The 24,293-nt window shown below is 64.0% G+C and carries 23 protein-coding genes and 1 pseudogene; 19 read left to right on the top strand and 5 right to left on the bottom strand.

What is annotated here, in order from left to right:
• Positions 1-122: pseudogene (locus tag EN885_RS33840) on the bottom strand (IS630 family transposase); the annotation flags it as partial.
• Positions 123-463: 341 nt separating this feature from the next.
• On the opposite strand from EN885_RS33840, the gene EN885_RS08260 reads away from it, so the two are divergent.
• The 7 genes from EN885_RS08260 to EN885_RS08230 all read left to right on the top strand — a co-directional run bounded on the left by EN885_RS08260 (position 464) and on the right by EN885_RS08230 (position 5,589).
• Positions 464-859 carry a hypothetical protein gene (locus tag EN885_RS08260; RefSeq protein ID WP_245493030.1) on the top strand — a complete coding sequence of 132 codons (396 nt, stop codon included), beginning with the start codon at positions 464-466 and terminating at the stop codon, positions 857-859.
• A gap of 218 nt (positions 860-1,077) precedes the next feature.
• On the top strand, positions 1,078-2,436 hold the full coding sequence (locus EN885_RS08255; protein ID WP_128244337.1) for a multicopper oxidase family protein: 1,359 nt from the start codon (positions 1,078-1,080) through the stop codon (positions 2,434-2,436).
• A 29-nt stretch (positions 2,437-2,465) separates the two neighbouring features.
• The gene (locus tag EN885_RS08250; protein WP_095489164.1) at positions 2,466-2,906 is read left to right on the top strand and encodes a DUF411 domain-containing protein; all 441 of its coding nucleotides are present in this window, start codon (positions 2,466-2,468) and stop codon (positions 2,904-2,906) included.
• Between the two features lie 14 nt (positions 2,907-2,920).
• Positions 2,921-3,448: a TlpA disulfide reductase family protein gene (locus EN885_RS08245; protein WP_128244338.1), complete on the top strand. Its 528-nt coding sequence runs from the start codon at positions 2,921-2,923 to the stop codon at positions 3,446-3,448.
• 13 nt (positions 3,449-3,461) lie between these two features.
• Entirely contained in the window at positions 3,462-4,199 is a 738-nt protein-coding gene (locus EN885_RS08240) for an SCO family protein (protein ID WP_127293032.1), read from the top strand.
• Between the two features lie 443 nt (positions 4,200-4,642).
• On the top strand, positions 4,643-5,041 hold the full coding sequence (gene cueR / locus EN885_RS08235) for a Cu(I)-responsive transcriptional regulator (RefSeq protein ID WP_095489162.1): 399 nt from the start codon (positions 4,643-4,645) through the stop codon (positions 5,039-5,041).
• On the top strand, positions 5,038-5,589 hold the full coding sequence (locus tag EN885_RS08230) for a cytochrome c (RefSeq protein WP_245457972.1): 552 nt from the start codon (positions 5,038-5,040) through the stop codon (positions 5,587-5,589). Before cueR ends, EN885_RS08230 begins: the two co-directional genes overlap by 4 nt.
• Before the next feature lie 39 nt (positions 5,590-5,628).
• On the opposite strand, the gene EN885_RS08225 is transcribed toward EN885_RS08230, so the two are convergent.
• Complete coding sequence (locus EN885_RS08225) at positions 5,629-6,483, bottom strand: AraC family transcriptional regulator (protein WP_245493029.1); 855 nt, start codon at positions 6,481-6,483, stop codon at positions 5,629-5,631.
• 180 nt (positions 6,484-6,663) lie between these two features.
• Here EN885_RS08225 and EN885_RS08220 point away from each other — a divergent pair, with 180 nt between their 5' ends.
• From EN885_RS08220 to EN885_RS08165, 12 genes are all read left to right on the top strand, one after another.
• On the top strand, positions 6,664-7,428 hold the full coding sequence (locus EN885_RS08220; protein ID WP_095489160.1) for a phytanoyl-CoA dioxygenase family protein: 765 nt from the start codon (positions 6,664-6,666) through the stop codon (positions 7,426-7,428).
• 217 nt (positions 7,429-7,645) lie between these two features.
• Positions 7,646-8,668, top strand: coding sequence for an ABC transporter permease (locus EN885_RS08215; protein ID WP_128244335.1), 1,023 nt, complete (start codon positions 7,646-7,648; stop codon positions 8,666-8,668).
• A 57-nt stretch (positions 8,669-8,725) separates the two neighbouring features.
• Positions 8,726-9,694 (top strand): sugar ABC transporter substrate-binding protein, encoded by a 969-nt coding sequence (locus EN885_RS08210; RefSeq protein ID WP_128244334.1) that lies wholly within the window; start codon positions 8,726-8,728, stop codon positions 9,692-9,694.
• Positions 9,695-9,752: 58 nt separating this feature from the next.
• The gene (locus EN885_RS08205; protein ID WP_128244333.1) at positions 9,753-11,270 is read left to right on the top strand and encodes a sugar ABC transporter ATP-binding protein; all 1,518 of its coding nucleotides are present in this window, start codon (positions 9,753-9,755) and stop codon (positions 11,268-11,270) included.
• Positions 11,271-11,282: 12 nt separating this feature from the next.
• On the top strand, positions 11,283-12,233 hold the full coding sequence (locus tag EN885_RS08200) for a ribokinase (protein ID WP_127293042.1): 951 nt from the start codon (positions 11,283-11,285) through the stop codon (positions 12,231-12,233).
• Positions 12,230-12,691, top strand: a complete 462-nt coding sequence (gene rbsD / locus EN885_RS08195; protein WP_127293044.1) for a D-ribose pyranase — start codon at positions 12,230-12,232, stop codon at positions 12,689-12,691. Before EN885_RS08200 ends, rbsD begins: the two co-directional genes overlap by 4 nt.
• A 1-nt stretch (position 12,692) precedes the next feature.
• Entirely contained in the window at positions 12,693-13,523 is an 831-nt protein-coding gene (locus tag EN885_RS08190) for a 3-methyl-2-oxobutanoate hydroxymethyltransferase (RefSeq protein WP_128244332.1), read from the top strand.
• A gap of 418 nt (positions 13,524-13,941) precedes the next feature.
• Positions 13,942-14,913, top strand: a complete 972-nt coding sequence (locus EN885_RS08185) for an AraC family transcriptional regulator (RefSeq protein ID WP_245493028.1) — start codon at positions 13,942-13,944, stop codon at positions 14,911-14,913.
• 65 nt (positions 14,914-14,978) lie between these two features.
• Positions 14,979-17,153 (top strand): TonB-dependent siderophore receptor, encoded by a 2,175-nt coding sequence (locus tag EN885_RS08180; RefSeq protein ID WP_128241328.1) that lies wholly within the window; start codon positions 14,979-14,981, stop codon positions 17,151-17,153.
• Between the two features lie 16 nt (positions 17,154-17,169).
• Positions 17,170-18,054 carry an ABC transporter substrate-binding protein gene (locus EN885_RS08175; protein WP_128241329.1) on the top strand — a complete coding sequence of 295 codons (885 nt, stop codon included), beginning with the start codon at positions 17,170-17,172 and terminating at the stop codon, positions 18,052-18,054.
• A complete protein-coding gene (gene fhuB / locus EN885_RS08170; RefSeq protein WP_128241330.1) occupies positions 18,047-20,044 on the top strand; it encodes a Fe(3+)-hydroxamate ABC transporter permease FhuB in 1,998 nt (665 codons plus the stop codon). Before EN885_RS08175 ends, fhuB begins: the two co-directional genes overlap by 8 nt.
• Complete coding sequence (locus EN885_RS08165) at positions 20,037-21,137, top strand: siderophore-interacting protein (protein WP_128241331.1); 1,101 nt, start codon at positions 20,037-20,039, stop codon at positions 21,135-21,137. Before fhuB ends, EN885_RS08165 begins: the two co-directional genes overlap by 8 nt.
• Positions 21,138-21,155: 18 nt before the next feature.
• Here the strand turns inward: EN885_RS08165 and doeB are convergent, their stop codons facing one another.
• The 3 genes from doeB to EN885_RS08150 all read right to left on the bottom strand — a co-directional run.
• Entirely contained in the window at positions 21,156-22,157 is a 1,002-nt protein-coding gene (doeB, locus tag EN885_RS08160) for a N(2)-acetyl-L-2,4-diaminobutanoate deacetylase DoeB (protein ID WP_128241332.1), read from the bottom strand.
• 5 nt (positions 22,158-22,162) lie between these two features.
• Complete coding sequence (gene doeA, locus EN885_RS08155; protein ID WP_128241333.1) at positions 22,163-23,341, bottom strand: ectoine hydrolase DoeA; 1,179 nt, start codon at positions 23,339-23,341, stop codon at positions 22,163-22,165.
• Between the two features lie 38 nt (positions 23,342-23,379).
• A partial coding sequence (locus EN885_RS08150) for a cyclodeaminase (RefSeq protein WP_128335167.1) occupies positions 23,380-24,293 on the bottom strand: 914 nt, incomplete at its 5' end.

The following is a 24,293-nucleotide window of genomic DNA, read 5'->3' as shown; positions in this document are numbered from 1 at the left end:
AACAGCTTCACCGCCGCCGAAGCCGAAATGCCGAACCGTTTGGCGGCAGACCGGCGGCTTTCACCACTCAAAACCGCCGCCACCACCCGCTCGCGAAGATCATTGGAAAGGGGTCGAGTCATCAGATGCTGGCCTCCACTCCAGCCAGCATCTTGAATCACAAAACCCACAAATCTGGAATCCCCTTCGATTCCATCAAGCCGTGAACCGCTCTAGCTGACGCCGCTGTGTCACGCGCTTTCCTGCTGCAAGTGTTCCGATTCCAATCGCCCGATCGTTTAAGCAAAGCACGATGTTGATCTGCGCACGCCAGCACTTGCGTCGCATCGGTCCGCTGGGGGTTGCGAACTCTCGAAGCCGGTCGCCAAATTGCGTGAGCGGTATGAAGCCAAGGCTTCTTTCTCGTCTTGATGTCAGGGCATTGGGACTTGCAAAAGCCGCACTTTGAGGCCAGCCTATGCGCATGATGGCACGCCGGTCGGCAAAGCAATTGCTTGTCATGCTGCTCGCGGTCTTCCTGACCGCCGGGTTCAGCCTTGCCGGCGCTCAGGCGAGCGTCATGTCGGCGCAGATGATGACGACGACGTCGGACAAAGCCATGGTCATGCACTCCGACGCGGACACGGCCATGTCGTCCGACATGGCTGGCGACTGCAAGGCGTGCCCCAAAGGAGCCGGCGACAAAGGCGATCCTATGCATTGCCCGCCGACCTGCATCGCACCGGTGCTCGCGGTGCTGCCGCAAGGCATCGCCATGAGGACAGTTGCGCGGATGCAGGAGCCGTTGGCGCTACCGACCCCGCTTCTTCACGGGCGAAGTTCCCTGCCCGACCCATACCCTCCAAGACAAGCGATCTGATCTGACGCCGTTTCAGCCGTCCTGCGGCTGATTGTCGGCGCTCGATCGCCCACTGCGCTCATTGTGGCGTAGCGGGCGCGGACAGCAGGTCAATCGATGTCGGACGGTCGCCGTCGATCGAGATCGCAAAGGGCATAAGGGTGCATTCCGATTCCAGTTATTTGATTTCACGCCGCAGGTTTCTCGTTGCGGCGGCGGGGGTTGCCGCGTCCGCATCGATGCGTCCCAGGTGGGTATCCGCCATGGAGGAGCGCCGGATCAGGGTTGCGGCGAGCCAGGCCCGGCTCACCGGCCTCGATGGCCCGCAAACCCCGGTATGGGCCTATGACCGGACAGTTCCCGGCCCAGCGCTACGCCTGCGGCAAAGAGAGCCGGCCCGTATCGTCGTCGACAACGGGCTCGACGAGGACACTACGGTTCATTGGCATGGCATACGATTGCCAAATGCGATGGACGGCGTGCCAGGCCTGACCCAGAAGCCGATCAAGCCGGGCGAGAGCTTCGTCTATGAGTTCACGCCGCCCGATGCCGGCACCTTCTGGTATCATCCTCATGCCGACAGCCTGGTGCAACTTGGCCGCGGCCTTGCCGGCGCACTGATCGTCGAGGAGGCCGAGCCGGTCGCCGTCGACCGCGATCTCTTGTGGCTGCTGCAGGATTGGCGACTTGCCAAGGATGGGCAGATCGCTGCCGGCTTCGGCAACATGATGGATGCGGCGATGTCCGGCCGCGTCGGCAACGTCGTCACCATCAACGGCACGGTGCCGGCCGACCAATTGGTGAAAGCGGGCGAACGGATCAGGCTGCGGCTGGCCAATGCGTCGCTCGCCCGCATCATGGCCTTGCGCTTCGAAGGTCATCGCCCGGTTGTCGTCGCGATCGATGGCCAGCCCTGCGACCCGCACGAACCGGATAGCGGGCGCCTTGTGCTCGCGCCGGCCATGCGCATCGATGTGATGCTCGACATGCAGGGCGATCCGGGCAAGCGCTACGCCGTGATCGACGATTTTTATGATGGCCTCGCCTACACACTGACCACGCTCGCCTATGACGAGGCGCCGCCGCTGCGCGCGCATCCTCTCGACGCGCCTGTCGGCCTGCCGCGCAATCCGCTGCCGGCCCCCGATCTCGCCGGGGCCGAGCGCCAGGAGATCGTGCTGCAAGGCGGCATGATGGGTGGTGGCAAGCTCGCCGGCGTCGGCGGCATGATGGGCATGGGGATGCCCGGTATGAATGGTGAGGCCGCCTGGGCGATCAACGGCACGTCGATGACCGGCGACGGCCACGCCGGCATGGCGCCGCAATTCACGCTGAGACGCGGCACGACCTGTCATCTCACCATGCGCAACGAAACCGCTTGGTGGCATCCGATGCACATCCATGGCTTCAGCATGTCGGTGCTGTCGCGCAATGGTTCGTCGGTGCCGCATCGGCAATGGCAAGACACGGTGCTGCTTGCCCCAAAAGATACGATCGAATGCGCCTTCGTCGCCGACAATCCCGGCGACTGGATGCTGCACTGCCATGTCGCCGACCACCAGATGGCCGGCCTGATGACCGTCTTCCGCGTAACCTGAATCCATTCGTTCAACGAAGGAGAACTGCAATGAAACTGACCTACCGCCTCGCCGCCCTTGCCGCGCTGATCGCAACGCCGCTGCCCGCGGTCGCCGCCACGATCGAAGCGGTGATGTACAAGAACCCGCAATGCAGTTGCTGCGAGTCCTATGCCGCCTATCTCGAGCAGAACGGCTTCAAGGTGGACATCAAGCCGGTCAACAATCTGTCGCAGATCAGCAGCGATGCCGGCGTCCCCGCCGACCTCGAAGGCTGCCACACGCTGATGGTTGACGGCTATGTCATCGACGGCCTAGTGCCGATCGACATCGTCAGGAAGCTTTTGACGGAACGCCCCGCCATATCAGGCATCACCCTGGCCGGCATGCCGACCGGCGCGCCCGGCATGGGCGGCGAGAAGTCAGGGACCTGGACGATCTACGCCTTCACCAAGGACGGCAAGGCGCCGACCGTCTACGCGACGCGGTGAAAACAGTCGTGACCATGAGCAAACTGGCCATGGCCCTGGTTGGCATGCTGCTGGTGTTTTCGCGGTCGGCATCGGCTTCCGAACCGCCGCAGAATTTTGCCGTTCACGAAACCCCGGTGCCGGTGCCAGAAATCAGCTTCGAGGACGGCGATGGTCGACCCCGAAGCCTTGCCGATTTTTCCGGCAAAATCGTGCTGCTCAACGTCTGGGCGACATGGTGCGCGCCCTGCCGGAAGGAGATGCCGACGCTCGACCGGCTGCAGGCCGAGCTCGGCGGGCCGGATTTCGAGGTCGTCGCGCTGTCGATGGACCGCGCCGGCCCGGACATCGTGAAAAAGTTCTTCGCCGAGATCGGCATCGAGCACCTCGCCCTCAATATCGATACCTCAGGCAAGGCCATGTTCGCCATTGGCACCGTCGGCCTTCCAGCGACTTTGCTGATCGATCGCAACGGCAAGGAAGTCGGCCGGCTGATCGGCCCGGCGGAATGGGACGCGCCCGACATGGTCGACTTCATCCGCAGCCGCATCGCTGCCAGGTGAGAAAGGAACAGATATGTCCGAGCCAAAGGCTCGCTGCGTCGCGCCGGCTTTGAACGAATGGAGGCGTTTGCTGCTACGCGTAATTGCCATCGCGGCGCTGATCGCAGGCTTTGCGTATCCGGCGCAAGCTCACTCGCTCGGCGAAGTCGATGCCATGCTTCAGAGCGACGAGAAATATTTCCAGACGCTCGACAGACCGGCGCCCGATTTCACACTGCGTACCGACGACGGGCGTGTCCTGCGGCTGGTCGATTTGCGCGGCAAGGTCGTCATCCTCCACTTCATCTACACATCGTGCCCCGATGTGTGCCCCCTGCATGCCGAGAAGATCGCCGAGATCCAGAAAATGGTGAACGGCACGCCGATGAAAGGCCAGGTCACCTTTGTGACCATCACCACCGACCCTGTGAGGGACACGCCGGACGTGCTGCGCAATTACGGACCGGCGCACGGGCTCGACCCGGTCAATTGGCTGTTCCTGACCACGACCGCGGGTCAGCCTGAGGATGCGACCCGGAAGCTCGCGGAAGCCTTCGGCCACAAGTTCGCCTTGACCGATGGCGGTTACCAGATGCACGGCACTGTCACGCATGTGATCGACAAACAAGGCCATTGGCGCGCGAATTTCCACGGCCTGAGTTTCGCGGCGGTCAATCTCGTCACCTTCGTCAACGCGCTGACCAACAATGTCGAGCGCCCGCACCATGAGAAGGAAACGGGGTGGTGGGCTAAAATCAAGGGCATGTTCTGAGGCACCATTCGTCTTGACCGAAATTTACGACGAACTAATTCCCATCGGAATCGCCGATGCTCACCGGCGAGGGCGGGCTTCCACCGACCGTAGAGGCGACCGCAATGATGAATGGTCCAATGGGCATGTGGATGATGGGCGGCATGGGGCTCACATGGGTCCTGGTGCTTGTCGCCCTTGTGCTCGTGATTGCAGCGCTCCTCAAATACCTGCGAAGCTGACGGGGCTGACGATCGCGACCCAAAGAGCGACAGGACCGCGATAGGAGAAAGGATCGCGGACAGGTGAAATTCCCAGTCCGCAAGCACGGTTTTGCCGACGAGCAGATCGTGGACGCGCCGAACCTGTGGGACGGCTGCGGCGGGGCATCCAAATTGCCATACCGGGTTGACCTTCTAGCTACAGGAAGGTTTACTTTCCCACTGACCAAGGAGATTTTCATCATGAACATTGGTATCGCATCCGAAAAATCCGGCCTGCCGTCCAAGACGATACGCTACTATGAGGACATCGGGCTTTTGCGCCCGGCCCGGACGGAGAATGGCTATCGTGACTATTCGGCAGACGACATCCACCGCTTGCGATTTCTGCAGCGCTCGCGCAGCCTGGGTTTTTCGGTCGACGAGTGCCGCCAGTTGCTGTCGCTCTATCAAGACAGGGACCGCGACAGCGCCGACGTGAAGGCCATTGCCAAAGCCAAGCTCGTGGAGATCGACAGGAAGATCGCCGAACTGGTGGGATTGCGCGGCCTGCTGCATCATCTGGTTGAGCATTGCCATGGCGACGAGCGGCCGGACTGCCCGATCATCGACGAACTGGCGGGAGAAGGCCTGGTTCAGTGAAATGGACCGCCGCCACCGTGATGCTGTCGCTTGCCTGCGCCTCCGCGGTGGTGGCCGCGGCTGGACCTGACCCAATCATTGCGACGCGCCAGTCCTCGATGAAGGAGATGGCCGCCGCCGCGAAAACGATCGCCGCGATGTTCGACGGCAAGCTGGCCTATGACGCCGCGGCGTTCAAGGCGGCGGCCGAGACCATCCGCGCCCGCACCGGCCCTACGCTTATCACGGAATTTCCGAGCGCGACATTGGGCGCGCCTTCGGGCGCCAAGTTGGAAATCGATCAAGCCCGTTCGGAATTCGAGGCTCTGGCCCGTCACATCGGGACGCTGGCCACCACGCTTGCCGCCAAGGCCGAGCGGGCGCCCGCCAGCATCACCGACGACATGAGGATGGGTACCGGCCCGGCGATGGGCGGCGGCAGCCTGCTTGGCAAGCGGCCGGCAGCGGCGCAAGCCGATCCTGCCAAGGCTCCTGCTGAGCACCTGTTGCATCTTATCCTGCAGGATTGCTCAAGCTGTCATTCGAAGTTCCGGCAGAAGGTCCTGTGAAGGCCCGACCGAGCACGTTTTGATCAGTCGACGTTCCAGCTAATGTCCCGGCCCGGCGCTTAATTCGCTGCGGCGCCAGGCGGCCGGCGAGATTCCCACCGAGCGCTTGAACTCGCGCCCGAAATGATAGACGTCGCAGAAGCCGCAGGCTTCGGCGATCTCGGCCAGCTTCTGGTCGCTCTGCACCAGCAGCGATTGCGCCTGCATCAGCCGCTCGCGCATCAGCCACTGATGCGGGCTTGTCCGCAGATGTTTTTGGAACAGCCGCCGGATCTGCGAGGGACCGAGCCCGGTAACGGCGAACAGGTCGGGTGCCGTCCAGGCGAAGCCGGGTTCACCGCGCATGGCGTCCAGGGCAGCGGCTAGCGGCTTCGGCAAATCATCAGGACCGGAGCCGGCGAGCGCCCGGTCGACCAAAAGCACGAATTCGGCGACCAGTTGGTTGAGCCTGAAATCAAGGCTGGCGTCGCGCCGCCGCAACGCGGCAAACAGCCGCTCGAACCACGCGACTGGACTCATGGCTTCCGGGAACACGGCCCGCAAGGTCCCCTCTCCGAACAGCTTGCGCCGCAGGATCGCCGGGTCCGGGCCGTTGAGCCTGAACCAGAGCAGGCTCCACGGATCGTGCTCGTCGGCGGCATGCACATGCGGCGCCTCGTTGGCCATCCACACCAGTTGGCCCGGCCGCACCTCCAGCCGCTGTCCCAGCGTCTCCACGATACCGTGGCCCGACAGGCAATAGAGGATGTCCTGGCCGGGATAGGTCGCGCGTTCTATCCGGTAATCCGGCGCCGCGGCGACCTTGCCGGCGCGCAGCACGCTAAACGCCGTGCGCGTCCATCCGGCCGCCGGCACATAGTGGAAACTCTCGAGAACCGACGTTCTTGCTCGCATGCGCGTTTTATACAAAAACTGCGCGGTGCTGTCCATTTTGTTCCCTGCCAAGCACCGCTAAGGTTGCTTTCAAGAGGCAGGCGAGGTCGGCATTCAGTTGCCTGGACCCGCTCTTCCCAAGGCCCTCGAGGCGCATCGCGCCACTGAGGGCCCGTTCGCGAAGACCAGGGAGGCAAGACGATGCTCGCGATGACCAAGGAAGAAACGGAACACTACATCAGCGACGGGTACATTATCCGCAAGGGGCTGCTGAGCGTGGCCGAGGTGGACGATTTTCGTGACCACGCACGCAGGCAGCTCGAGGCGGAGACCAGGAGCGGAGCCGTCATGGCCAAGGGCGACAAGGAAGGCAAGACCACCCTCCTGAAGATGTGGACCAAGGCCGAGGACGACAAATACGGTCTTCTGGCGCGCGACGAGCGCATGGTCGATCTCGCCCAGGATGCCGTCGGCAAACCCATCTATCTGTACAGCCACAAGATGACGATGAAGCAGCCCAATGAGGGCGGCGCCTGGGAATGGCATCAGGATTTCGGCTATTGGTACAATTACGGCTGCCTCGCGCCGGAGATGATGAGCATCTATGTCGCGCTCGACAAGGCGACCCGCGAAAATGGCTGCCTGCAGGTGCTCAAGGGTTCGCACAAGCTCGGCCGCCTCAACCACATCCGCGAGAACGACCAGACCAATGTCGAGCAGGAGCATCTGGAAGCGGCGCTGAAGCGCTACGAGCATATCTATGTCGAGATGGAGGCCGGCGACGCGCTGATCTTCGACGGCAATCTGCTGCACCGCTCCGACGCCAATCGTTCGGACACCTATCGCTGGGGCTATATCTGCTCCTACAACGCCATCGAGAACGCGCCGTTCAAGAAGGTGCGCGAATACGGAAATTACGACGAATTGCATAAGGTGCCTGCCGGTTCGTTCCGCAAGGCGTCCTGACGTCGACAGCAAGGCACGGGCGATCGCGCCCGCACCAACCATGATTGGAAAGATCGTGGAAAGGCAGGGAGATAGAGCCGCATCCTGATTCTGTTTGGGAATAGGCTCTCATGCATCGACCCGCACACGAGCTCGGTTCGGGTCGAGGATGGAACGGGAAGAGGAGTGGCGGTGCCGGTCGTGACCGGCGGTTCGCCACACACAGGGAGGATGCTGTATGGCCGATGCGGTCAGGACCGGCGCGCGCGCGCCAGCCGCGGACCGATTGACGCTGGCGCGGCTGTCGCGGGCGCGCGAAGCTGGCGTGTTCATCGCGCTGCTCGTGCTATGCCTGTTTTTGTCCTTCGCCACCGACGGGTTCCTGACGTCGCTGAACCTGCTCAATGTCGGTCGCCAGATCTCACTGCTCGGGATCATGGCGGTCGGCATGACATTCGTGCTGATCGCCGGCGAGGTCGACCTGTCGGTCGGCTCGACCTACGCATTCTCCGGCCTCGCCACCGGCATGCTGATCATCGCCGGCTGGGCGCTTCTACCGGCGATCGGCGTCGGCCTGCTCACCGGCGTCGCCATCGGGCTCGTCAACGGCGTGCTTTCCACCTATGGCCGGCTGCCGTCGCTGATTGCGACGCTCGGCATGCTGTCGATCGTGCGCGGTGCTGCCCTCATCCTGACCAACGGCCAGCCGGTGACGGTGAACGCCCGCAACGGCGCCCTGCCCGAGGTCCTGCAGACGTTCGGCTTCATGGGCCAGGGCTATCTATTCAGCATCATCCCGATGCAGCTGGTGTTTTTCGTCATCATCGCAGCACTTGCCTGGGTGGTGCTGTCATTCTCCAATTTCGGATTCCGGGTCTACGCCGTCGGCGGCAGCGCCAAGGCCGCGCGTGTTTCAGGCATTTCCGTCAACTCGGTCAAGATCTGCGCTTTCGTGCTGATGGGCGTGCTAGCGGCCTTCGCCGGCATTTTGAGCCTGGCCTTCCTGCCAAGCGGTCAGGCCGGACGCACCGGTCTCGGCCTTGAGCTCGACGTCATCGCCGCGACGATCGTCGGCGGCGCCTCGCTTTCGGGCGGCGAAGGCACGATCCTCGGCACCATTCTCGGCGTCCTGATCATCGGCGTGATGCGCAACGGACTGGTGCTGATGGGCGTATCGCCTTTCGTCCAGGAACTGATGATCGGTCTGGTCATCATCATAGCGGTCGGCATCGACAAATGGAGCACGCGCCGGCCGAGCTGAAGCAGGAAAACCAAAGCAACAGGCCAGTCAAAAGGCCAACAACAGGGAGGACTATCCATGAAACTCAGACATGTCATTCTCGCAGCCGCGCTCAGCCTGTTGCCGCTGTCCGCCCATGCCGGCGCCAAGCTGGCCGATTTCGCATTGGCCGACCGCATCAAGGCCAAGATCGCCGCCGGCGAGCCGCTCGACATCTACGTCTCCTACCACGACGTCTCCAACGAATTCGCGCCGTTCATGAAGGCCGGGGTCGAGCGCGCCGCCAAGGAGGACAAGGTCGGCGCTCAATTCATCGGCCCCGTCGGCGCCGACGCCAACGGCCAGATCAGCGAGATCGAGACGCTGATGGGCAAGATGGACGGACTTGCTATCTCGTCGGTCTCGACCGATGCGCTGGCGCCACTGATCGACCGGGTCATCGCCGCCGGCATCCCGGTCGTGACCTTCAACACCGACAATCCCGAAAGCAAGCGCCTCGCCTTCGCCGGCCAGGACCTCGTCCAGTCCGGCCGCGAGGCCGGCAAGCTAATGGCCAAGATGCTGGGCGGCAAGGGCAAGGTGATGATCACCACGATCGACGCCGCCGCCCAGTGGTCGCTCGACCGCGAGAAGGGCGCGCGCGAGGCGCTCACCGCCGAGCCCGGCATCGAGGTGGTCTCAACGCTCAACACCGGCACCGATCCGCAGAAGATCTATGCGGCAATCGAGAACGCCATGCTGGCCAACCCAGCGATATCGGGCGTGCTGTCGCTCGAATGCTGCTCGACGCCGGCCGCCGGCACCTGGGTCGAGCGCAACAACGCGGCCGACAAGGTCAAGGTGGTCGGCTTCGACCTGCTCGACCAGACGGTGCAACTCGTCCAGGACGGCAATGTCGAGGCGACGATCGACCAGGCGCCGGAGAAGCAGGGCTTTGCCGCGGTCGACCTGATCGTCCAGTTCCTCAAGGGTCAGCCGATCGAGAATCTCGACACCGGCGTCGGCGTCTACACCAAGGAAAACATCGCCGAGGTCGCCAAGAAGTAACAAGCCAGCGTGACGGGAGTTGCCGGCCTTGGTTGGCAGCTCTTCGTCCAGCCAGCCAATGACAGAGCAACAGAGCCCTGCCCCCATCGTCGAGATCTCCGGCCTGACCAAGCGGTTTCCCGGGGTGCTGGCGCTCGACCGCATTTCCGTCGATTTCCGCCCCTGCGAGGTGCATGCCGTCATCGGCGAGAACGGCGCCGGCAAATCGACCTTGATGAACATCCTTGCCGGCGATCTGCAGCCGGACGGCGGTGAAATCCGCATCGACGGCGAGGAGGCCACCATCGCCTCGCCGCTGGCCAGCCGGGCCGCCGGCATCACCGTGGTCTATCAGGAACTGGCGCTCTGCCCGACGCTGACCATCGCCGACAACATCATGATGTCTGACATGGCGGCGCGCTCCGCCGTGTCGTTGGTGCCGCGCGAGGAGATGCGACGCGAGGCGCGCGCCGCCTTGACCCGCCTCGGCATGGGCAAGCTCGACCCCGACACCAGGGTTAGCCGGCTTTCCGTGGCCGAAATGCAGCTGGTCGAGATTGCCGGCGCCATCCGCCAGCGTGCCCGCCTGCTTGTCCTCGACGAGCCCAATTCGGCGCTTTCCAAGCGCGAGAGCGAGCGGCTGTTCGATATCGTCAGGCAATTGCGCAGCGAGGGCGTCACCGTCATCTACGTCTCGCATCACTTGAAGGAAGTGCTAGACCTTGCCGACCGCATCACCGTGATGCGCGACGGGCGCACCATCGAGACGCTGGACAATAACGGCCTGTCGGAAGACCGGCTGATCCGCGCCATGGTCGGCCGCGATCTCGACACGGCAGCGCAGTGGTCGCTACAGCCGCAGGCGCAGTCGGACGGCGCGCCGATCGTGCTCTCCGTCGAGAAGCTGACGGCACTGGGGCTGGATGAGCTGAGTTTTAGCGCCCGCGCGGGCGAAATCCTCGGCATCGGCGGCCTGCCTGATTCCGGCAAGGACACGCTCGGCGAGGCCTTGTTCGGCCTGTGCAGCCGTGGCGGCCGCATCACAATTGACGGCAAGGAGTTGCGCGCCGCCGACCCGCGCGCCTCGATCCGCAATGGCATGGCATTGGTACCGGCGGACCGGCGCGGCGCGGGCGCGCTTTTGTCGATGAGCGTCGCCAACAATGTCGTCTCGGCCTCGCTGCCGCGCTTTTCGCTCGCCGGCTTCATGCGGCGCGGCGCGGTCGGCCGCGAAGCCCGCGCCCAGGTCGCCCGGCTCGACGCGCGCATTTCACATCTCGGGCAGAAACTGGCGACTTTGTCGGGCGGCAACCAGCAGAAGATCATCCTCGGGCGTAGCCTCGTCACCAATCCACGCGTGCTGGTCCTGCACGAGCCGACGCGCGGCGTCGATGTTGGCGCCAAGGCCGAGATCTATGCCATCCTGCGCGGCATCGCCGGCGAAGGCGTGGCGGTGGTGATGATCTCGTCGGAGATTCCGGAATTGATCATGAACGCCGAACGCGTTCTGGTGCTGCGCAACGGCCGGATCTCGGGTGAACTGACCGGCGCCGGCATCAACGAGGAAGCGATCCTGGCCCGCGCCATGGCGTCCTGAACGAGGGCATTGATGACACCACCCAAAATCACAATCGTCGGCAGTTTCGCGGTCGGTCTGACCATGCGGGCGCCCAAGCTGCCGATTTTCGGCGAGACGATGCTCGGCACCGATTTCGACATGGGGCCGGGCGGCAAGGGTTCGAACCAGGCCGTCGCCACCGCAAGGCTGGGCGCCGCCTCGTCGCTGCTCGCCATCATCGGCACCGACAAGCTGGCCGGCATCGCCACCGATCTCTACGCCGCCGAAGGCGTCGACTCGAGCCTGGTCACGACGCGTGCGGAGCGCGCCACCGGCGTCGGCTTTATCATCCTCAACGATAGGGGCGAGAACTTCATCATCCTCGACATGGGCGCCAACGAGCTGATGGATGCCGAGACCGTCGACTTGGGCGAACGGCGCATCGCCGAGAGCGACGTCGTCATGACGGTGCTCGAAGTGCCGATCGCCGCCGCTGCCCGCGCCATGGAGCTCGGCCGCAAGCATGGCGCCCGCACGATCCTCAATCCCGCACCGGCGCGCCAGCTTCCCGACGCGATCTTCGCCTCCGTCGACTATCTGACGCCGAACGAGAGCGAGCTGCGCATTCTGCTCAGCCTGCCGGCCGACGATCCACGCTCCTCGCGCGAGCTCGCCGGCGAGTTGCGCCGCCGCGGCGTCGGCAACGTGGTGGTGACCTTGGGCCGGAGTGGCGCGCTGATCCTGACCGACGAGCTCGATGTGATGGTGCCGGCAGTGCCGGTCACCGTCGTCGACACGACCGGCGCCGGCGATGCGTTCAATTCGGGGTTTGCGGTGGCGCTGGCCGAAGGCCGCGACATTGTCGACGCGGTCCGCTTCGGCGTCGTCTGTGGCGCGATCGCCTGCACCGAACTCGGCGTCATTCCCGGCCTGCCCACGCGAGCCAAGGCTGACGCGCTCTACGCCCAGGCCCTCAAGACAACATGGAAGGAAGCGACATGAACCGAAACCGGCTGCTCAATGCCGAACTGGCGCACGCCATCGCCTCGATGGGTCATGGCGACCTGATGATCGTCTGCGATGCAGGCTTTCCGATCCCCTCGACCGCCTGGCGCATCGACCTCGCCATCTCGCCTGACGTGCCGGATCTCGAAACCGTGCTGGCGCCGATCGCAGCCAATTTCATCGCCGAGCGTGTTGGCTATGCCGATACGCTGCCAGTGCACAACGCGCCGCTGCTGGCCAAGCTGAAGCGGCTGTTCCCCGACGCCGATTTCGAGACCACCAAGCACGAGACCATCCTCGGCGAGATGGCGGCAAAGGCGAAGGTTGTCGTGCGCACCGGCGCCTTCGATCCGTGGGGCAACATCCTGCTTTATTCCGGCGTCGACGTGCCGGCCTGGTTCTCCAAGCCGGGTGTCGTCGCGCCGGACTATTACGCCAAGAAGCTGAAAGGCTGAGATGCCGCGCATCTTCGATTTCGGCGGCCGCGAGGTCGAGCGCAGTGTAACCGTCGCGGATCTGCGCGCGCTCAAGGGGACCGGTCGCCATGTCGCACAGGTGACGGCGGAAACGGCGGATGAGGCGGCAGCTGCCGAGGCCGCCGGCGTCGAGATGGTCGTCTGCCGCGCCGCCAACGTTTTGCGCGTGCGCGAAGGGTCGCGGCGCGTTTTCGTGACAGCGGCCCTCGGCTTCGCCGACGCCGTCACCGGCGACGAGATCCTGCGCACGGCGTTTAGCGCCATCACCACCGGCGCCGATGCGGTGATCACCGGGCGCGGATATGACAGCGTCCGGCTGCTCGCCGATGAACAGATTCCGGTCATGGGGCATCTCGGCTTCGTGCCGCGCAAATCCACCTGGGTTGGCGGCATCAGGGCGGTCGGCAAGACCTCCACTGAAGCGCTGGAATTGTGGGACCGCTTCCGGCGGCTGGAGGATGCCGGCGCCTTCGCCGTCGAATGCGAAATCATCCCGGCCCAAGTGATGGCAGAGATCAACCGCCGCACCTCGCTTGTCACCGTGTCGCTTGGCTCGGGCGCCGAAGCGGACGTCATCTTCCTGTTCACCTCGGACATTTGCAGTGAGAGCACCCGCCTGCCACGCCACGCGCGTGCCTGGGGCAATCTGGCTGCCCTGCAGAAAGCCGTTAGGGATGCGCGGGTCGAGGCGCTGTCGGGCTTCCGCAAGGAAGTTGCCGGCGGTGGCTATCCCAGCGACGCTGAAGTCGCCGGCATTACCGAAGCGGAGTTCGAGGAATTTCGCGCGCGTCTCGAAGCAACGCGAAATTAGAGTCCAAAAGCTCGCCATCGGCGAAGCAGCCGATCTCCCCCTTGCGAGCAGGGCAATCGCATTTGGATTCTTGCGAAGATGGACCCCACCCTAACCCTCCCCACAAGGGGGAGGGAACGCTGCCGCTGCCCTTTACTTTCCCTTTGCCGCCGAAAGGCAGGCAATTTGCCGAGGTCAGCGCCAACTGAAGTCTCCCTCCCCCTTGTGGGGAGGGGTTAGGGGTGGGGGTACATCGTAGAGCGAAAGCCTCGGCTTTCCACCTGCGATGACCCTGCCCTTGCGAGGGAGATCGGATGTCGCTTCCGCTTTCGCCAAACCGTGAAGCGATTGCCCGTTGTTGCCTTCCAGTAAAACTTGATAATTTCCGTCATGATATATATCAAGGCGAATGGTTCATGGCACTACAGGGAAACGGGAAGTGGCCTTCGCCCCGCGCATGGAAAGTCGCATTCAGGGTTTTTCCGTCATTGGCGGCCTGAAAGGGCATGTCTGGGACGGCGCCGTCGCCGACCTCTGGGACGTTGCGTGCGGGGAGCAAGCGGGAGGCTATTATGTCTCTCCCGACCCCCGGCTCTTTGTGGCGCTGGATGTGGACGGCGACGGCGCCTTCTTCGTTGAGGGCTCGAAAGGCGAATTGCGCCGTCATGACCGGGCATTTTCCATGGCCTACATACCGGCGGGGGTGCCGATCAGGGGTAGAGTCGAGGGCCTGCACCGCATCAAGCACCTCGATCTGCACTTCGACGAGGCAGCGCTGACGCGCCGTTTCGGCGGCAGCCTGGACCGCGACGCCTTGCATGTGGCGCGGTTTCAGTTTCGCGACGACCGGATCGCCATGCTTGCCGGCCTGATCGCGGCCGAATGCGACAGCGGCCAGCCGATGCACGATCTCTACGGCGAGGGCCTGCTGAATGCATTGTTCGCCGGGCTTTTCGAAATCGGCCAACCGGACGGACAGCGGCGCCGCACGCCGCTGTCTCGTCGAAAGCTGCGCCTAGTCACCGACTACATCGACGCCCATTGCCTGGGCAAGATCCGTCTTGCCGATCTGGCCGCGCTGACGGGCCTGTCGGAAACTGCCACTAGCCACGCATTCAAGGCGGCTACGGGTATACCGCCGCACCGTTGGCAGATGCAGGCACGGGTTCGAAAAATTCAGACAATGATGGCGCATGAATCCGCCTCACTCGGCGATATCGCGGAAGCAACCGGCTTTTTCGATCAGGCGCATCTGACGCGGGTGTTCAAATCCGTCGTCGGATTGACGCCTGGTGCGTGGATGAGGAGCGCCGGCAGGCGCAGCGATGCAACATCAAGTCGCAATGTCCGCCTTTTGGGACAAAAACCGACAAACCCCGCAAATCCATCCAATGACCCCAACATAAGCTGAGGTAAACAGTCAGGTATATGCGTTTCGATAACCCTGGGGTTTGCCTTATGAACAGAATCTGCCGGATGAAGCTGCTGTTGGCGGGCGCCACCCTCGCTTTGATCCCGACCATGACCGCGTTCGCCCAGCAAAACGACGTCCAGCTCGAGCCTGTGGTGGTCGAGGGCGAGGCCGGCGACAGCGCGACCGGACCGGTCGACGGCGTCGTTGCCAAGGAGACAAAGACCGGGTCCAAGACCGCGACCAAACTCACCGAGATCCCGCAATCCGTCTCGGTGATCGGACGGCAGGAAATCGACGATCAGGGAGCGCAGAAGATCGACGAGTCGCTGCGATATACGGCCGGCGTTTTCACGCAGCCCTTCGGTCCCGACAGCGATACCAACTGGATTTTCATCCGTGGCTTCCAGGCGACGGACACCGGCATCTACATGGATGGCCTGCAGCTGTTCAGCTATGGCTTCGGCGGATTCTATATAGATTCCTTCGGGATCGAGCGCATCGAAGTGCTGAAAGGTCCGGCCTCGGTGCTCTATGGCGGCAGCAATCCGGGCGGCATCGTCAACTATGTCAGCAAGCGTCCCGACGGCAGGCAGCGCTATGTCGAAACCGGCGTCAACGACGCCGGTAGGGCCTATCTCGGCTTCGACATCGGCGACGTGTCCGGCGACGGCGTGGTCAGCTATCGCGTCAACGGTCGCGTCGCCGGCGGCGACACCTATAGCGATCTGCAGGACGGCTGGCGCGGCTTCATCTCGCCAAGCATCACCTGGCAGCCCGACGAGCAGACCCGGCTGACGGTGCTCGCGAATTTCAGCCACATCGACGAGAACCACAATGGCGGCAACTTCCTGCCTTATGACGGAACGGTGGTGGATCACATAGTCGGCGGCGTCAACTACGGACGCATCGATCCCGACGCCAACTTCACAGAACCGTCCATCGATCTCTACAAGCGCGAACAGGGCTCGATCGGCTACGAGTTCGAGCACACGTTAGACAATGACTGGACGGTGCGCTCGAACGCTCGCTTCGGCGCAGCGAGCATCGATGAAGTGAGCGTCTATCCAAACGGCTGGTCGACCATCGGAGGGCCTACTGACTTGGCCCGCATAAATTTCGACCATGACACCGACGTCGTAACCTTCCTCATGGACAACCAGATCGAGGGCAAAGTCGAAACCGGCCCGATCGAACATACGATTCTCGTCGGTGTGGACTTCAAATATTACAACATCGACCAGGTGCAGTCGTCTGGCCTCTTCGATCTAAACTATGACAATCCCATAGATGCGTTCGACCCGATCTATGGCTCGCCACTGACGCCTCGCGTCAGCTACCTCAACCAGGACCTGACGCAAAAGCAGCTCGGCCTCTATGCACAGGACCAGCTTCGCTTCGGCGATGGCTGGCTGGTGACGCTGAATGGCCGCTACGATCGCGGCTGGCTCGAAGCTGACAACCGTCCGACCTACTATTCGGAGACCTTCGGCCTTCCCGTCATCGACCAGAGCAGCACCGTTGGCGATTTCTCCGGCCGCGCTGGTCTCGCCTATGAGTTCGACAACGGCATCACTCCTTATGCCAGCATCGCCACCTTCTTTAATCCGATCATCGGAACCGACGCGAATGGCGACCTGTTCAAGCCGGAAGAGGGCGTGCAGTATGAGGTGGGCGTCAAGTATGAACCGACCTTCATCGATGGCCTGTTCACCCTGTCGGTCTTCGACCTCACACGCCAGAACGTGGCCATCGCCAGCGACACCGATCCTTTTGCCCAGGTCCAGGCCGACGAGCTGCGCTCTCGCGGTGTGGAGCTCGAAGGCAAGGTGAACGTCACCGAGGATCTCAGGGTGACTGCGGCGCTGACCGCCTATGATATCGACTTCACCAAGAGCGACGACCCAGACCTGATCGGCAAGACGCCTTTCATCGTGCCCGAAGTCATGGTCTCGGCGTCGGTTGACTACACCTTCCGCGGCGATTGGTATGACGGCATCTCGATCGGCGCCGGTGTACGCCATCTCGGCTCCTCGTGGGCTGACAACGAGAACACGGCGAAGGTGCCGGCCGTCACGCTGGCCGACCTGAAGCTCGGCTACGAGAAGGAGAACTGGGGCGTCGACCTCAACATCACCAATCTCTTCGACAAGAAATATGTGGCAAGCTGCCAGACGACTCTGACCTGTGCCTATGGCGAAGGCCGGTCGTTCAAGCTGAAGGCCCACACGACTTGGTAGTCATGTGCTGTAGCCGATGGCGATAATCCCCTTTCCCAGCAGACGACGGGTGCTCGCGCTTGGCCTGGCGGCCATGCTATCGCCGATCGTCAGCCGGGCTGCGCCGCTGCGCGTAGCCGCGATCGACTGGGGCATGCTGGAAACCTTGATCGCGCTTGGCATCGAGCCGGTCGCGGCGACCGAACTCATCCAGTTCCGCAAGCTGGCGGTGGAACCCGAAGTGCCGCCGTCCGTGACCGATCTCGGACTGCGAGGCACGCCCAATTACGAGCTGCTGCGCATCGTCGCGCCGGATCTCATCGCCGTCTCCAGTTTCTACGAATACCAGCGCCCGATGCTCGAGCGCATCGCGCCAGTCCTTGCGCAAACGGTCTATGAACCTGGCGTGCCGCCCTACCCGCTCGCCGAAGCGGCGACGCTGGCGCTTGGCGAAAAGCTCGGGCGACAGACCGAAGCGAAACGCTACGTCGACGAGACATCAGGCGAAATCGCGCGACGGCGCGCCACGCTGCCGCCCGCCTCCGGGCGGCCGGTCTTCGTCATCAGCCTTGGCGATTCACGCCATTTCCGTGCCTTTGGCCGGGATTCGATGTTCGGCGACGTGCTGCTGCGTCTCGGCATCAAGAATGCCTGGGCCAATGAGACAAGCTACAGCGCCGCTGCTCCGGTCGGGCTGGAGGCGCTGGCGCGCGTTCCCGACGCCTCAATCCTCGTCGTTTCGCCGCTGCCGGCCGATGTCGGCCGCGCGCTTCCCGAAAATGCGCTGTGGAACGCACTGCTGGCGGTCCGGGACGGCCGTGTCGCCCTGCTCGAGCCGATCAATCATTTCGGCTGCCTGCCCTCTGCACGCCGCTTCGCCCGGTTGGCGACGGCCGCCCTTGCTGGGCAGACTCATGGTTGACCGCACCATGACTCAGCGCGCCACGACTGGCCACGCGCTGCCACCGATCGCACTGTGGGGTCTCCTCGCGGCGTTGGCAGCACTCCTGTTCGCATGGCGCATCAGCACGCAGTGGCCGACCGCGCCGGCGGGCGACATCGATCTCGATCGCATCATCCTTTTCTACAGCACGTTGCCGCGTGCGGTGGTGGCGGTGCTGGCCGGCGCCGTTCTCGGCCTGTCCGGCCTTTTGCTGCAGCGTGTGCTGCGCAACCCGCTGGCCGAACCGTCGACGCTCGGCATTTCGTCGGGCGCGCAACTGGCGATGACAGCCGCCTCCGTCTATGCGCCGTTTCTGATGGAGCGGTCGCAAGGCACTATCGCCTTTGCCGGCGGCACTGCTGCGGTGCTGCTGGTGCTGTCGCTGACCTGGCGGCGCGGGCTTGAGCCGGTCTCCGTCGTGCTTGCCGGCATGATGGTGGCGCTCACCGCGAGTGCCATCAGTGCCGCCCTGATCCTCGCCAATGGCGATTATCTTTTCTCGCTGTTCATCTGGGGCGGCGGATCGCTGGTCCAGCAGGATTGGGGGCCGGCCATCGCCCTGTCGACCAGGCTGGCGGTCGGCGCCGGCGCCGCCCTGCTGCTGCTCAGGCCGCTGACGATCCTTGGCCTTGACGACGCGTCGGCACGCAGTCTCGGCATCGCCCGCCACACCAGCCGCTTCCTCGTCATTGCGCTTGCCGTGTGGATGGCGACCACGGTGGTCGCCGAGGTCGGCGTCATCGGCTTCGTCGGCCTTGCAGCACCGGCGCTCGCCACGCTTTCAGGCGCGCGTTCGCTAGGGCAAAAGCTGCTGGCCGCGCCCTTGATCGGCGCCATCCTGCTGTGGCTGACGGATGGGCTGGTGCAGCTGGCGGCAGGCGCCGGCGGCGAACGCATTCCAACCGGCGCGGGCACCGCGCTCCTCGGCGGCCCGGTTTTGCTCTGGCTGTTGCCGAGGCTGCGCCTATTGGAATGGCCGAGCCTGAACACATCAGGCACGTCCCCGCGCAAGGCCGGCCGGTTCATCATTTTGCTGTTGCTTCTGCTGACCCTTGTCGCGGCGGTAGTAGCGCTTATCGTCGGACGAGGACCGGCGGGCTGGTCGGTCGCCGGCGGCGAGATGCTGGCCGATCTCGCCGCCTGGCGCGCGCCGCGGATCGGCGTGGCGGCAGCCGCCGGCGCCATGCTGGCAGTGGCGGGCGTCGTCATCCAGCGGATCACCGGCAATCCATTAGCAAGCCCCGAGGTGCTGGGTGTCGGCACCGGAGCCGGTGCCGGCCTGACCGCGGTCTTGATGGTCAGCGCGACGGCCGGGCTCGGCTGGCAACTCGCCGGATCCGTTTTCGGCTCGCTGGCGGTGCTGATCGCCATGCTGACCATTGCCGCACGGGCGAAATTCGGCTCCGAGCGGTTGCTGCTTGCCGGCATTGCCATGAGCGCGCTGTGCAGCGCCGTGATCACCGCGACGATCGCCATGGGAAATTCGCAATCCTATGTCCTGCTGCGCTGGCTCAGCGGCTCGACCAGCCAGGCGACCGGCGCCGATGCCTGGGTGGCCTTGGCGTGTCTGATGCTGTTGACGCTGCCGCTGTTTCTCGCCGCCCGCTGGCTCGATATCTTGCCGCTCGGCGAGGATACCGCACGCGGGCTCGGCCTGCCGATCGCGGGCGGACGACTGACGCTGATCGTGCTCGCAGCAATCCTCACCGCGCTGGCCGCGATGTTCGTCGGGCCGCTGAGCTTCGTCGGTCTCATCGCGCCGCACCTTGCACGGCTGATCGGCTTTGCCCGCGCCCGCCTTCACCTCGCCGGCGCGGTCCTTGTCGGCGCGCTGCTGATGATCGTGTCGGACTGGCTGTCGCGCATGGTGGCGTTTCCATACGAACTGCCCGTCGGCCTGTTCGCCTCGCTGCTTGGCGGACCTTATCTCGTCCATCTGCTCGCAAAAGGAGTGCCGCGCCATGGTTGAAATGCCGAGGAACCTCAAGGCATCCGCCGAAATCATGCTGTCTTGTCCGCAAGACATCATGAAGCGGCTTTGCGCGCATTTTGCCGACCATGGCGATGTCGCCGTCGACGGCGCCTGCAGCCGCATCGACACGGCCTTCGGTTCAGCCAGCATGGAAGCCTGCCAACGCTGCCTGAAGGTTTTTGCCGAAGGCAAGGACGAGACATCCCTGGCCTATGTGAAGCTCTCCATCGCCGAGCACCTGCTGCATTTCGCGGCGGCGGAGAGCCCCAGCATCATCTGGCAGGGCGACGGGGCGGCAGGGCAACCGCTACCCTATTTCCGCGAGATGCGCGTCGTGCGAACCGCCGATGTGACACCGCATATGCGACGGCTGACCCTGGCCGGAAGCGACCTTGGACGCTTCGCAACGGGCGGGCTTCATGTCCGTCTGCTGCTTCCCAAGGATGGCGCAGTACCCGCCTGGCCGGTCACCGGCGTGGACAGCCGTCCGGTATGGCCGGAAGCGGAACGGCGGCCGGATGTGCGCGTCTACACGATCCGCCGCATCGACGTCGAAAAGGGAGAGGTCGATATCGACTTCGTATTGCATGATGGCGATGGCATGCCCGGCGCGCGTTTCGCGGCCAATGCACGGATCGGCGATATCGTCGGGATGACCGGCCCGGGCGGCGGCGACGTGCCCACAGCCGACTGGTGCCTGCTTGCCGGCGACGAGACCGCCCTGCCCGCGATCGGCCGCATCGTGGAGGCGCTGCCGGCGGGCGTGCACGCCGTCGTTCGCATCGAAGTCGCTGATGGCGACGAGGAGCAGAAGCTGGTTTCCCAGGCCACACTGGACATAAAATGGCTGCACAGGAATGGCGTGGCCCCAGGCAAATCCGCTTTGCTTCAGGATGCGGTCCGGAACGTGCCCTGGCCCGAAGATGGGCGCAGCGTCTTCGCCTGGGTCGGCTGCGAGCACAAGAGCTTCCGCGCCATCCGGTCCTACCTCAGGCAGGACCGGAAGCTGCCGCGCGACGCGCACCTCGTCGTCGCCTATTGGCGTTGCGGCTTCGAAGGCGATACCGCGCGGCAGAACGACCAAACCTGAGTTTGGCTGGCTCTGCCGTCAGTCAACGAGCACGGCGACCACTGCGGTGCAGTCGCCCGCCTTGACCAGTCCGGGGAAATGCCGCGCGGCCAGAAGGCCGGACATTGTTGCCCTGATCTCCTGAGGTGCGGCACCGGTGCGGCCGATGGAATGGATGCGCGCCAGGACTTGGCCGTCTTCGACGGGCTCGCCGAGATCGATCATCGTTTCGATCATCCCGTCGTCCTCGGCGAACGAGAAGCAATCGCCTGACGGCATGTCCAGCCAGCGGGTCGGCTGCATCTCGACCGCACCGGCGACAATGCCGGCATGGCGTAGCACATTGAGCACCCCGCGACGAGCGATCCGCACCGTTTCCGCGCGAGAAGTCCCACCGCCGCCAAGCTCGGTGGTGATGAACAGCTTGCCCATTTCTTCGGCCGCAGTGTCGAACATGCCGACCGCGTCGATCTCCAGCATCTTCATCGACCACGGTGCCGAGAACGCCTCGACCGCGGCGAAGCCCTTCGCCTCCAGCACCTTGTCTGGCCGGATATGGGCGGCGCAGAACGGCACGAAGTCGAGTGTCTTGCCGCCGGAATGGAAGTCGAGCGCGATGTCTGTGCGCGGCAAGAGTTCGCGCTGGAAGTAGTCGGCGATCTTCTCGGTCACCGTGCCGTCTGGCCGGCCTGGAAAGCTGCGGTTCAGATTGCCCTTGTCGATCGGCGAGGTGCGGGTGCCGGCGCGGAACGCCGGATAGTTCATCGCCGGCACGATGATGACCGTGCCGCTGACGTGCTTTGGATCGAGCGTGCGGGCGAGATCGTAGAGCGCCAGCGGCCCCTCATATTCGTCGCCATGGTTGCCGCCGGTGAGCAGTGCGGTCGGCCCGTTGCCGTTACGGATCACGCAAATCGGGATCATCACCGATCCCCAGGCCGAATCGTCGCGGCTGTAGGGCAGCCGCAGGAATCCGTGCTGCACGCCGTCGCGGTCGAAGTCGACGGCCGGCGTGATCGGCGATGGGTGAAGCTGGGACATCGGGCTCAATTCTTCACCACCAGCTTGCGCGGCACGTTGGCCAGGCACTCGACGCCGGTCTCGGTGATCAGGATAGATTCGGTGATCTCGAGCCCCATCGTCTCCAGCCACAGGCCAGTCATGAAATGGAAAGTCATGCCGGGCTTCAGCTCGGTGCGGTCGCCAGGGCGCAGGCTCATCGTGCGTTCGCCCCAGTCCGGTGGATAAGAAAGCCCGATCGGATAGCCGGTGCGGTTATCCTTGACGATGCCATATCTCTTCAGCACGGCGAAGAAGGCATTGGCGATGTCCTCGCATGTGTTGCCGGGCTTTGCCGCGGCAAGCCCAGCCTCCATGCCTTCCAGCGTCGCCTTTTCGGCATCGAGGAATTCCTGCGTGGGTTTACCAAGGAACACAGTCCGCGAAAGCGGACAATGGTAGCGGTTGTAGCAGCCGGCGATCTCGAAGAAGGTGCCCTCGCCCGACTTCATCGGCTTGTCGTCCCAGGTCAGATGCGGCGCTGAAGCATCGGCGCCCGACGGCAGCAGCGGCACGATCGCCGGATAGTCGCCGCCGATACCGTCGACGCCGCGCGTGCCGGCATCATAGATCTCGGCGACCAGATCGCACTTGCGCATGCCGACTTCGATCTTGTCGACGATGCGCTGGTGCATCGCTTCCACGATGCGGGCGGCCTTGCGCATATAGTCGATCTCGGTCGGGCTCTTCACCGCGCGCTGCCAGTTGACGAGAGCCGTGGCGTCGACGAAGCGCGCATTGGGCAGATGTTTCTGCAGTGACGCGAAGGCAGCGGCCGAGAACCAGTAATTGTCCATCTCGACGCCAATGCTAAGCTTGCCCCAGCCGCGATCGGCCAGCACCTGCGAGAGAAAATCCATCGGGTGGCGTTCGGTCGACTGCACATAGTGGTCGGCATAGCCGACGATGTTGTCGTGGGCGAGATAGGCGGTGCGCTTGGCGCCGTTGGCGTCCTGGCCGCGCCCGTACCACACCGGTTCGCCCGACGGCGGCACGATGACGGCCTGGTGCACATAGAACGACCAGCCGTCATAGCCGGTCAGCCACGCCATGTTGGATGGATCGCTGACAACAAGCAGATCGACGCCCTTGACCTCCATGGCCTTCCGTGTCTTGGCCAGGCGCTCCGCATATTCGCCGCGCGAGAATTTGAGATTAGGCTGCATTGTTCTTGGTCCTCGTTTGTTGGGCCTTGCGGCCAGCATCAGCTTTCGAAAATCGTACCGGTGTTGGCTGCTCGGGCACGGTCGCGGGCGAGCGTGGCTATCGCCGTGTCCTGCACGCCGGTGCCGGTGAGGTCGGCGATGGTGATGTCGCTGGCCGAGCGCCGGCCATGTCTTTCGCCGGCGATGATCTGGCCAAGCTCGGTAATCTCGGCATCGGCTGCCATGACACCTGTCGCGATGGCATGATGCAGTTCGCCCAGCAGCCGCGTCTGTTTCGCGCTGTCGGCGACGTAGAGATCGGCCATGCGCAGGATCGCCGGAGCGATCTCGTTCTTGTGCTCGGCGTCCGAGCCCATAGCGGTGATGTGCTGGCCGGCGGAGATGAAGCCGGCCTTGATCAGCGGCTCGGTCGACGGCGTCGTGGTGACGATGATGTCGGCGTCGGCCGCCGCTTTTGCCGCATCGGGCTCCGCGCGCACGACGATGCCTAGTCTTTCGCGCAATGCGTCCGCCGCAGCCTCGGCCTTGGCGGCGTCCCTGGCCCAGATGCGGGCCTCAGCGATCGGCCGCACCAGCATAAGCGCCTCGAGCTGCAGCCCGGCCTGGACGCCGGCGCCGAAGATCGCGGCAATTGAGGAGTCGGCTCGCGAAAGGTGTTTCGCCGCGACCGCTCCGGCCGCCGCCGTGCGGACGTCGGTCAGATAGCCATTGTCGAGCAGCAGGGCCTCGACCAGTCCTGTTTTTGACGACAGCAGCACCATCATGCCGTTGACGCTGGGCAGGCCGAGCTTCGGATTGTCGAAGAAGCCGGGACTGATCTTGATCGCAAAACCGTCGATACCTGGCACATAGGCAGTCTTGACGTCGACCTCGCCGCGGTGCTCGGGAATGTCGAGCCGCAGGATCGGCGGCATCGCCACCGGCAAGGTGGCAAGCGCGCGGAATGTTTTTT

Origin of the sequence: Mesorhizobium sp. M6A.T.Cr.TU.014.01.1.1 (genome assembly GCF_004022765.1) — a bacterium.
Taxonomy (GTDB): Bacteria; Pseudomonadota; Alphaproteobacteria; order Rhizobiales; family Rhizobiaceae; genus Mesorhizobium; species Mesorhizobium mediterraneum.
The sequence above is the reverse complement of the archived record's forward strand: the minus strand, read 5'-3'. Positions and strand labels throughout refer to the sequence as shown.

Coding starts and splice junctions, on each gene's coding strand:
- EN885_RS08260 (WP_245493030.1), top strand. CDS start 464: ATGATGGCACGCCGGTCGGCAAAGCAATTGCTTGTCATGCTGCTCGCG.
- EN885_RS08255 (WP_128244337.1), top strand. CDS start 1,078: ATGCGTCCCAGGTGGGTATCCGCCATGGAGGAGCGCCGGATCAGGGTT.
- EN885_RS08250 (WP_095489164.1), top strand. CDS start 2,466: ATGAAACTGACCTACCGCCTCGCCGCCCTTGCCGCGCTGATCGCAACG.
- EN885_RS08245 (WP_128244338.1), top strand. CDS start 2,921: ATGAGCAAACTGGCCATGGCCCTGGTTGGCATGCTGCTGGTGTTTTCG.
- EN885_RS08240 (WP_127293032.1), top strand. CDS start 3,462: ATGTCCGAGCCAAAGGCTCGCTGCGTCGCGCCGGCTTTGAACGAATGG.
- cueR (WP_095489162.1), top strand. CDS start 4,643: ATGAACATTGGTATCGCATCCGAAAAATCCGGCCTGCCGTCCAAGACG.
- EN885_RS08225 (WP_245493029.1), bottom strand. CDS start 6,483: ATGCGAGCAAGAACGTCGGTTCTCGAGAGTTTCCACTATGTGCCGGCG.
- EN885_RS08220 (WP_095489160.1), top strand. CDS start 6,664: ATGCTCGCGATGACCAAGGAAGAAACGGAACACTACATCAGCGACGGG.
- EN885_RS08215 (WP_128244335.1), top strand. CDS start 7,646: ATGGCCGATGCGGTCAGGACCGGCGCGCGCGCGCCAGCCGCGGACCGA.
- EN885_RS08210 (WP_128244334.1), top strand. CDS start 8,726: ATGAAACTCAGACATGTCATTCTCGCAGCCGCGCTCAGCCTGTTGCCG.
- EN885_RS08205 (WP_128244333.1), top strand. CDS start 9,753: ATGACAGAGCAACAGAGCCCTGCCCCCATCGTCGAGATCTCCGGCCTG.
- EN885_RS08200 (WP_127293042.1), top strand. CDS start 11,283: ATGACACCACCCAAAATCACAATCGTCGGCAGTTTCGCGGTCGGTCTG.
- rbsD (WP_127293044.1), top strand. CDS start 12,230: ATGAACCGAAACCGGCTGCTCAATGCCGAACTGGCGCACGCCATCGCC.
- EN885_RS08190 (WP_128244332.1), top strand. CDS start 12,693: ATGCCGCGCATCTTCGATTTCGGCGGCCGCGAGGTCGAGCGCAGTGTA.
- EN885_RS08180 (WP_128241328.1), top strand. CDS start 14,979: ATGAAGCTGCTGTTGGCGGGCGCCACCCTCGCTTTGATCCCGACCATG.
- EN885_RS08175 (WP_128241329.1), top strand. CDS start 17,170: ATGGCGATAATCCCCTTTCCCAGCAGACGACGGGTGCTCGCGCTTGGC.
- fhuB (WP_128241330.1), top strand. CDS start 18,047: ATGGTTGACCGCACCATGACTCAGCGCGCCACGACTGGCCACGCGCTG.
- EN885_RS08165 (WP_128241331.1), top strand. CDS start 20,037: ATGGTTGAAATGCCGAGGAACCTCAAGGCATCCGCCGAAATCATGCTG.
- doeB (WP_128241332.1), bottom strand. CDS start 22,157: ATGTCCCAGCTTCACCCATCGCCGATCACGCCGGCCGTCGACTTCGAC.
- doeA (WP_128241333.1), bottom strand. CDS start 23,341: ATGCAGCCTAATCTCAAATTCTCGCGCGGCGAATATGCGGAGCGCCTG.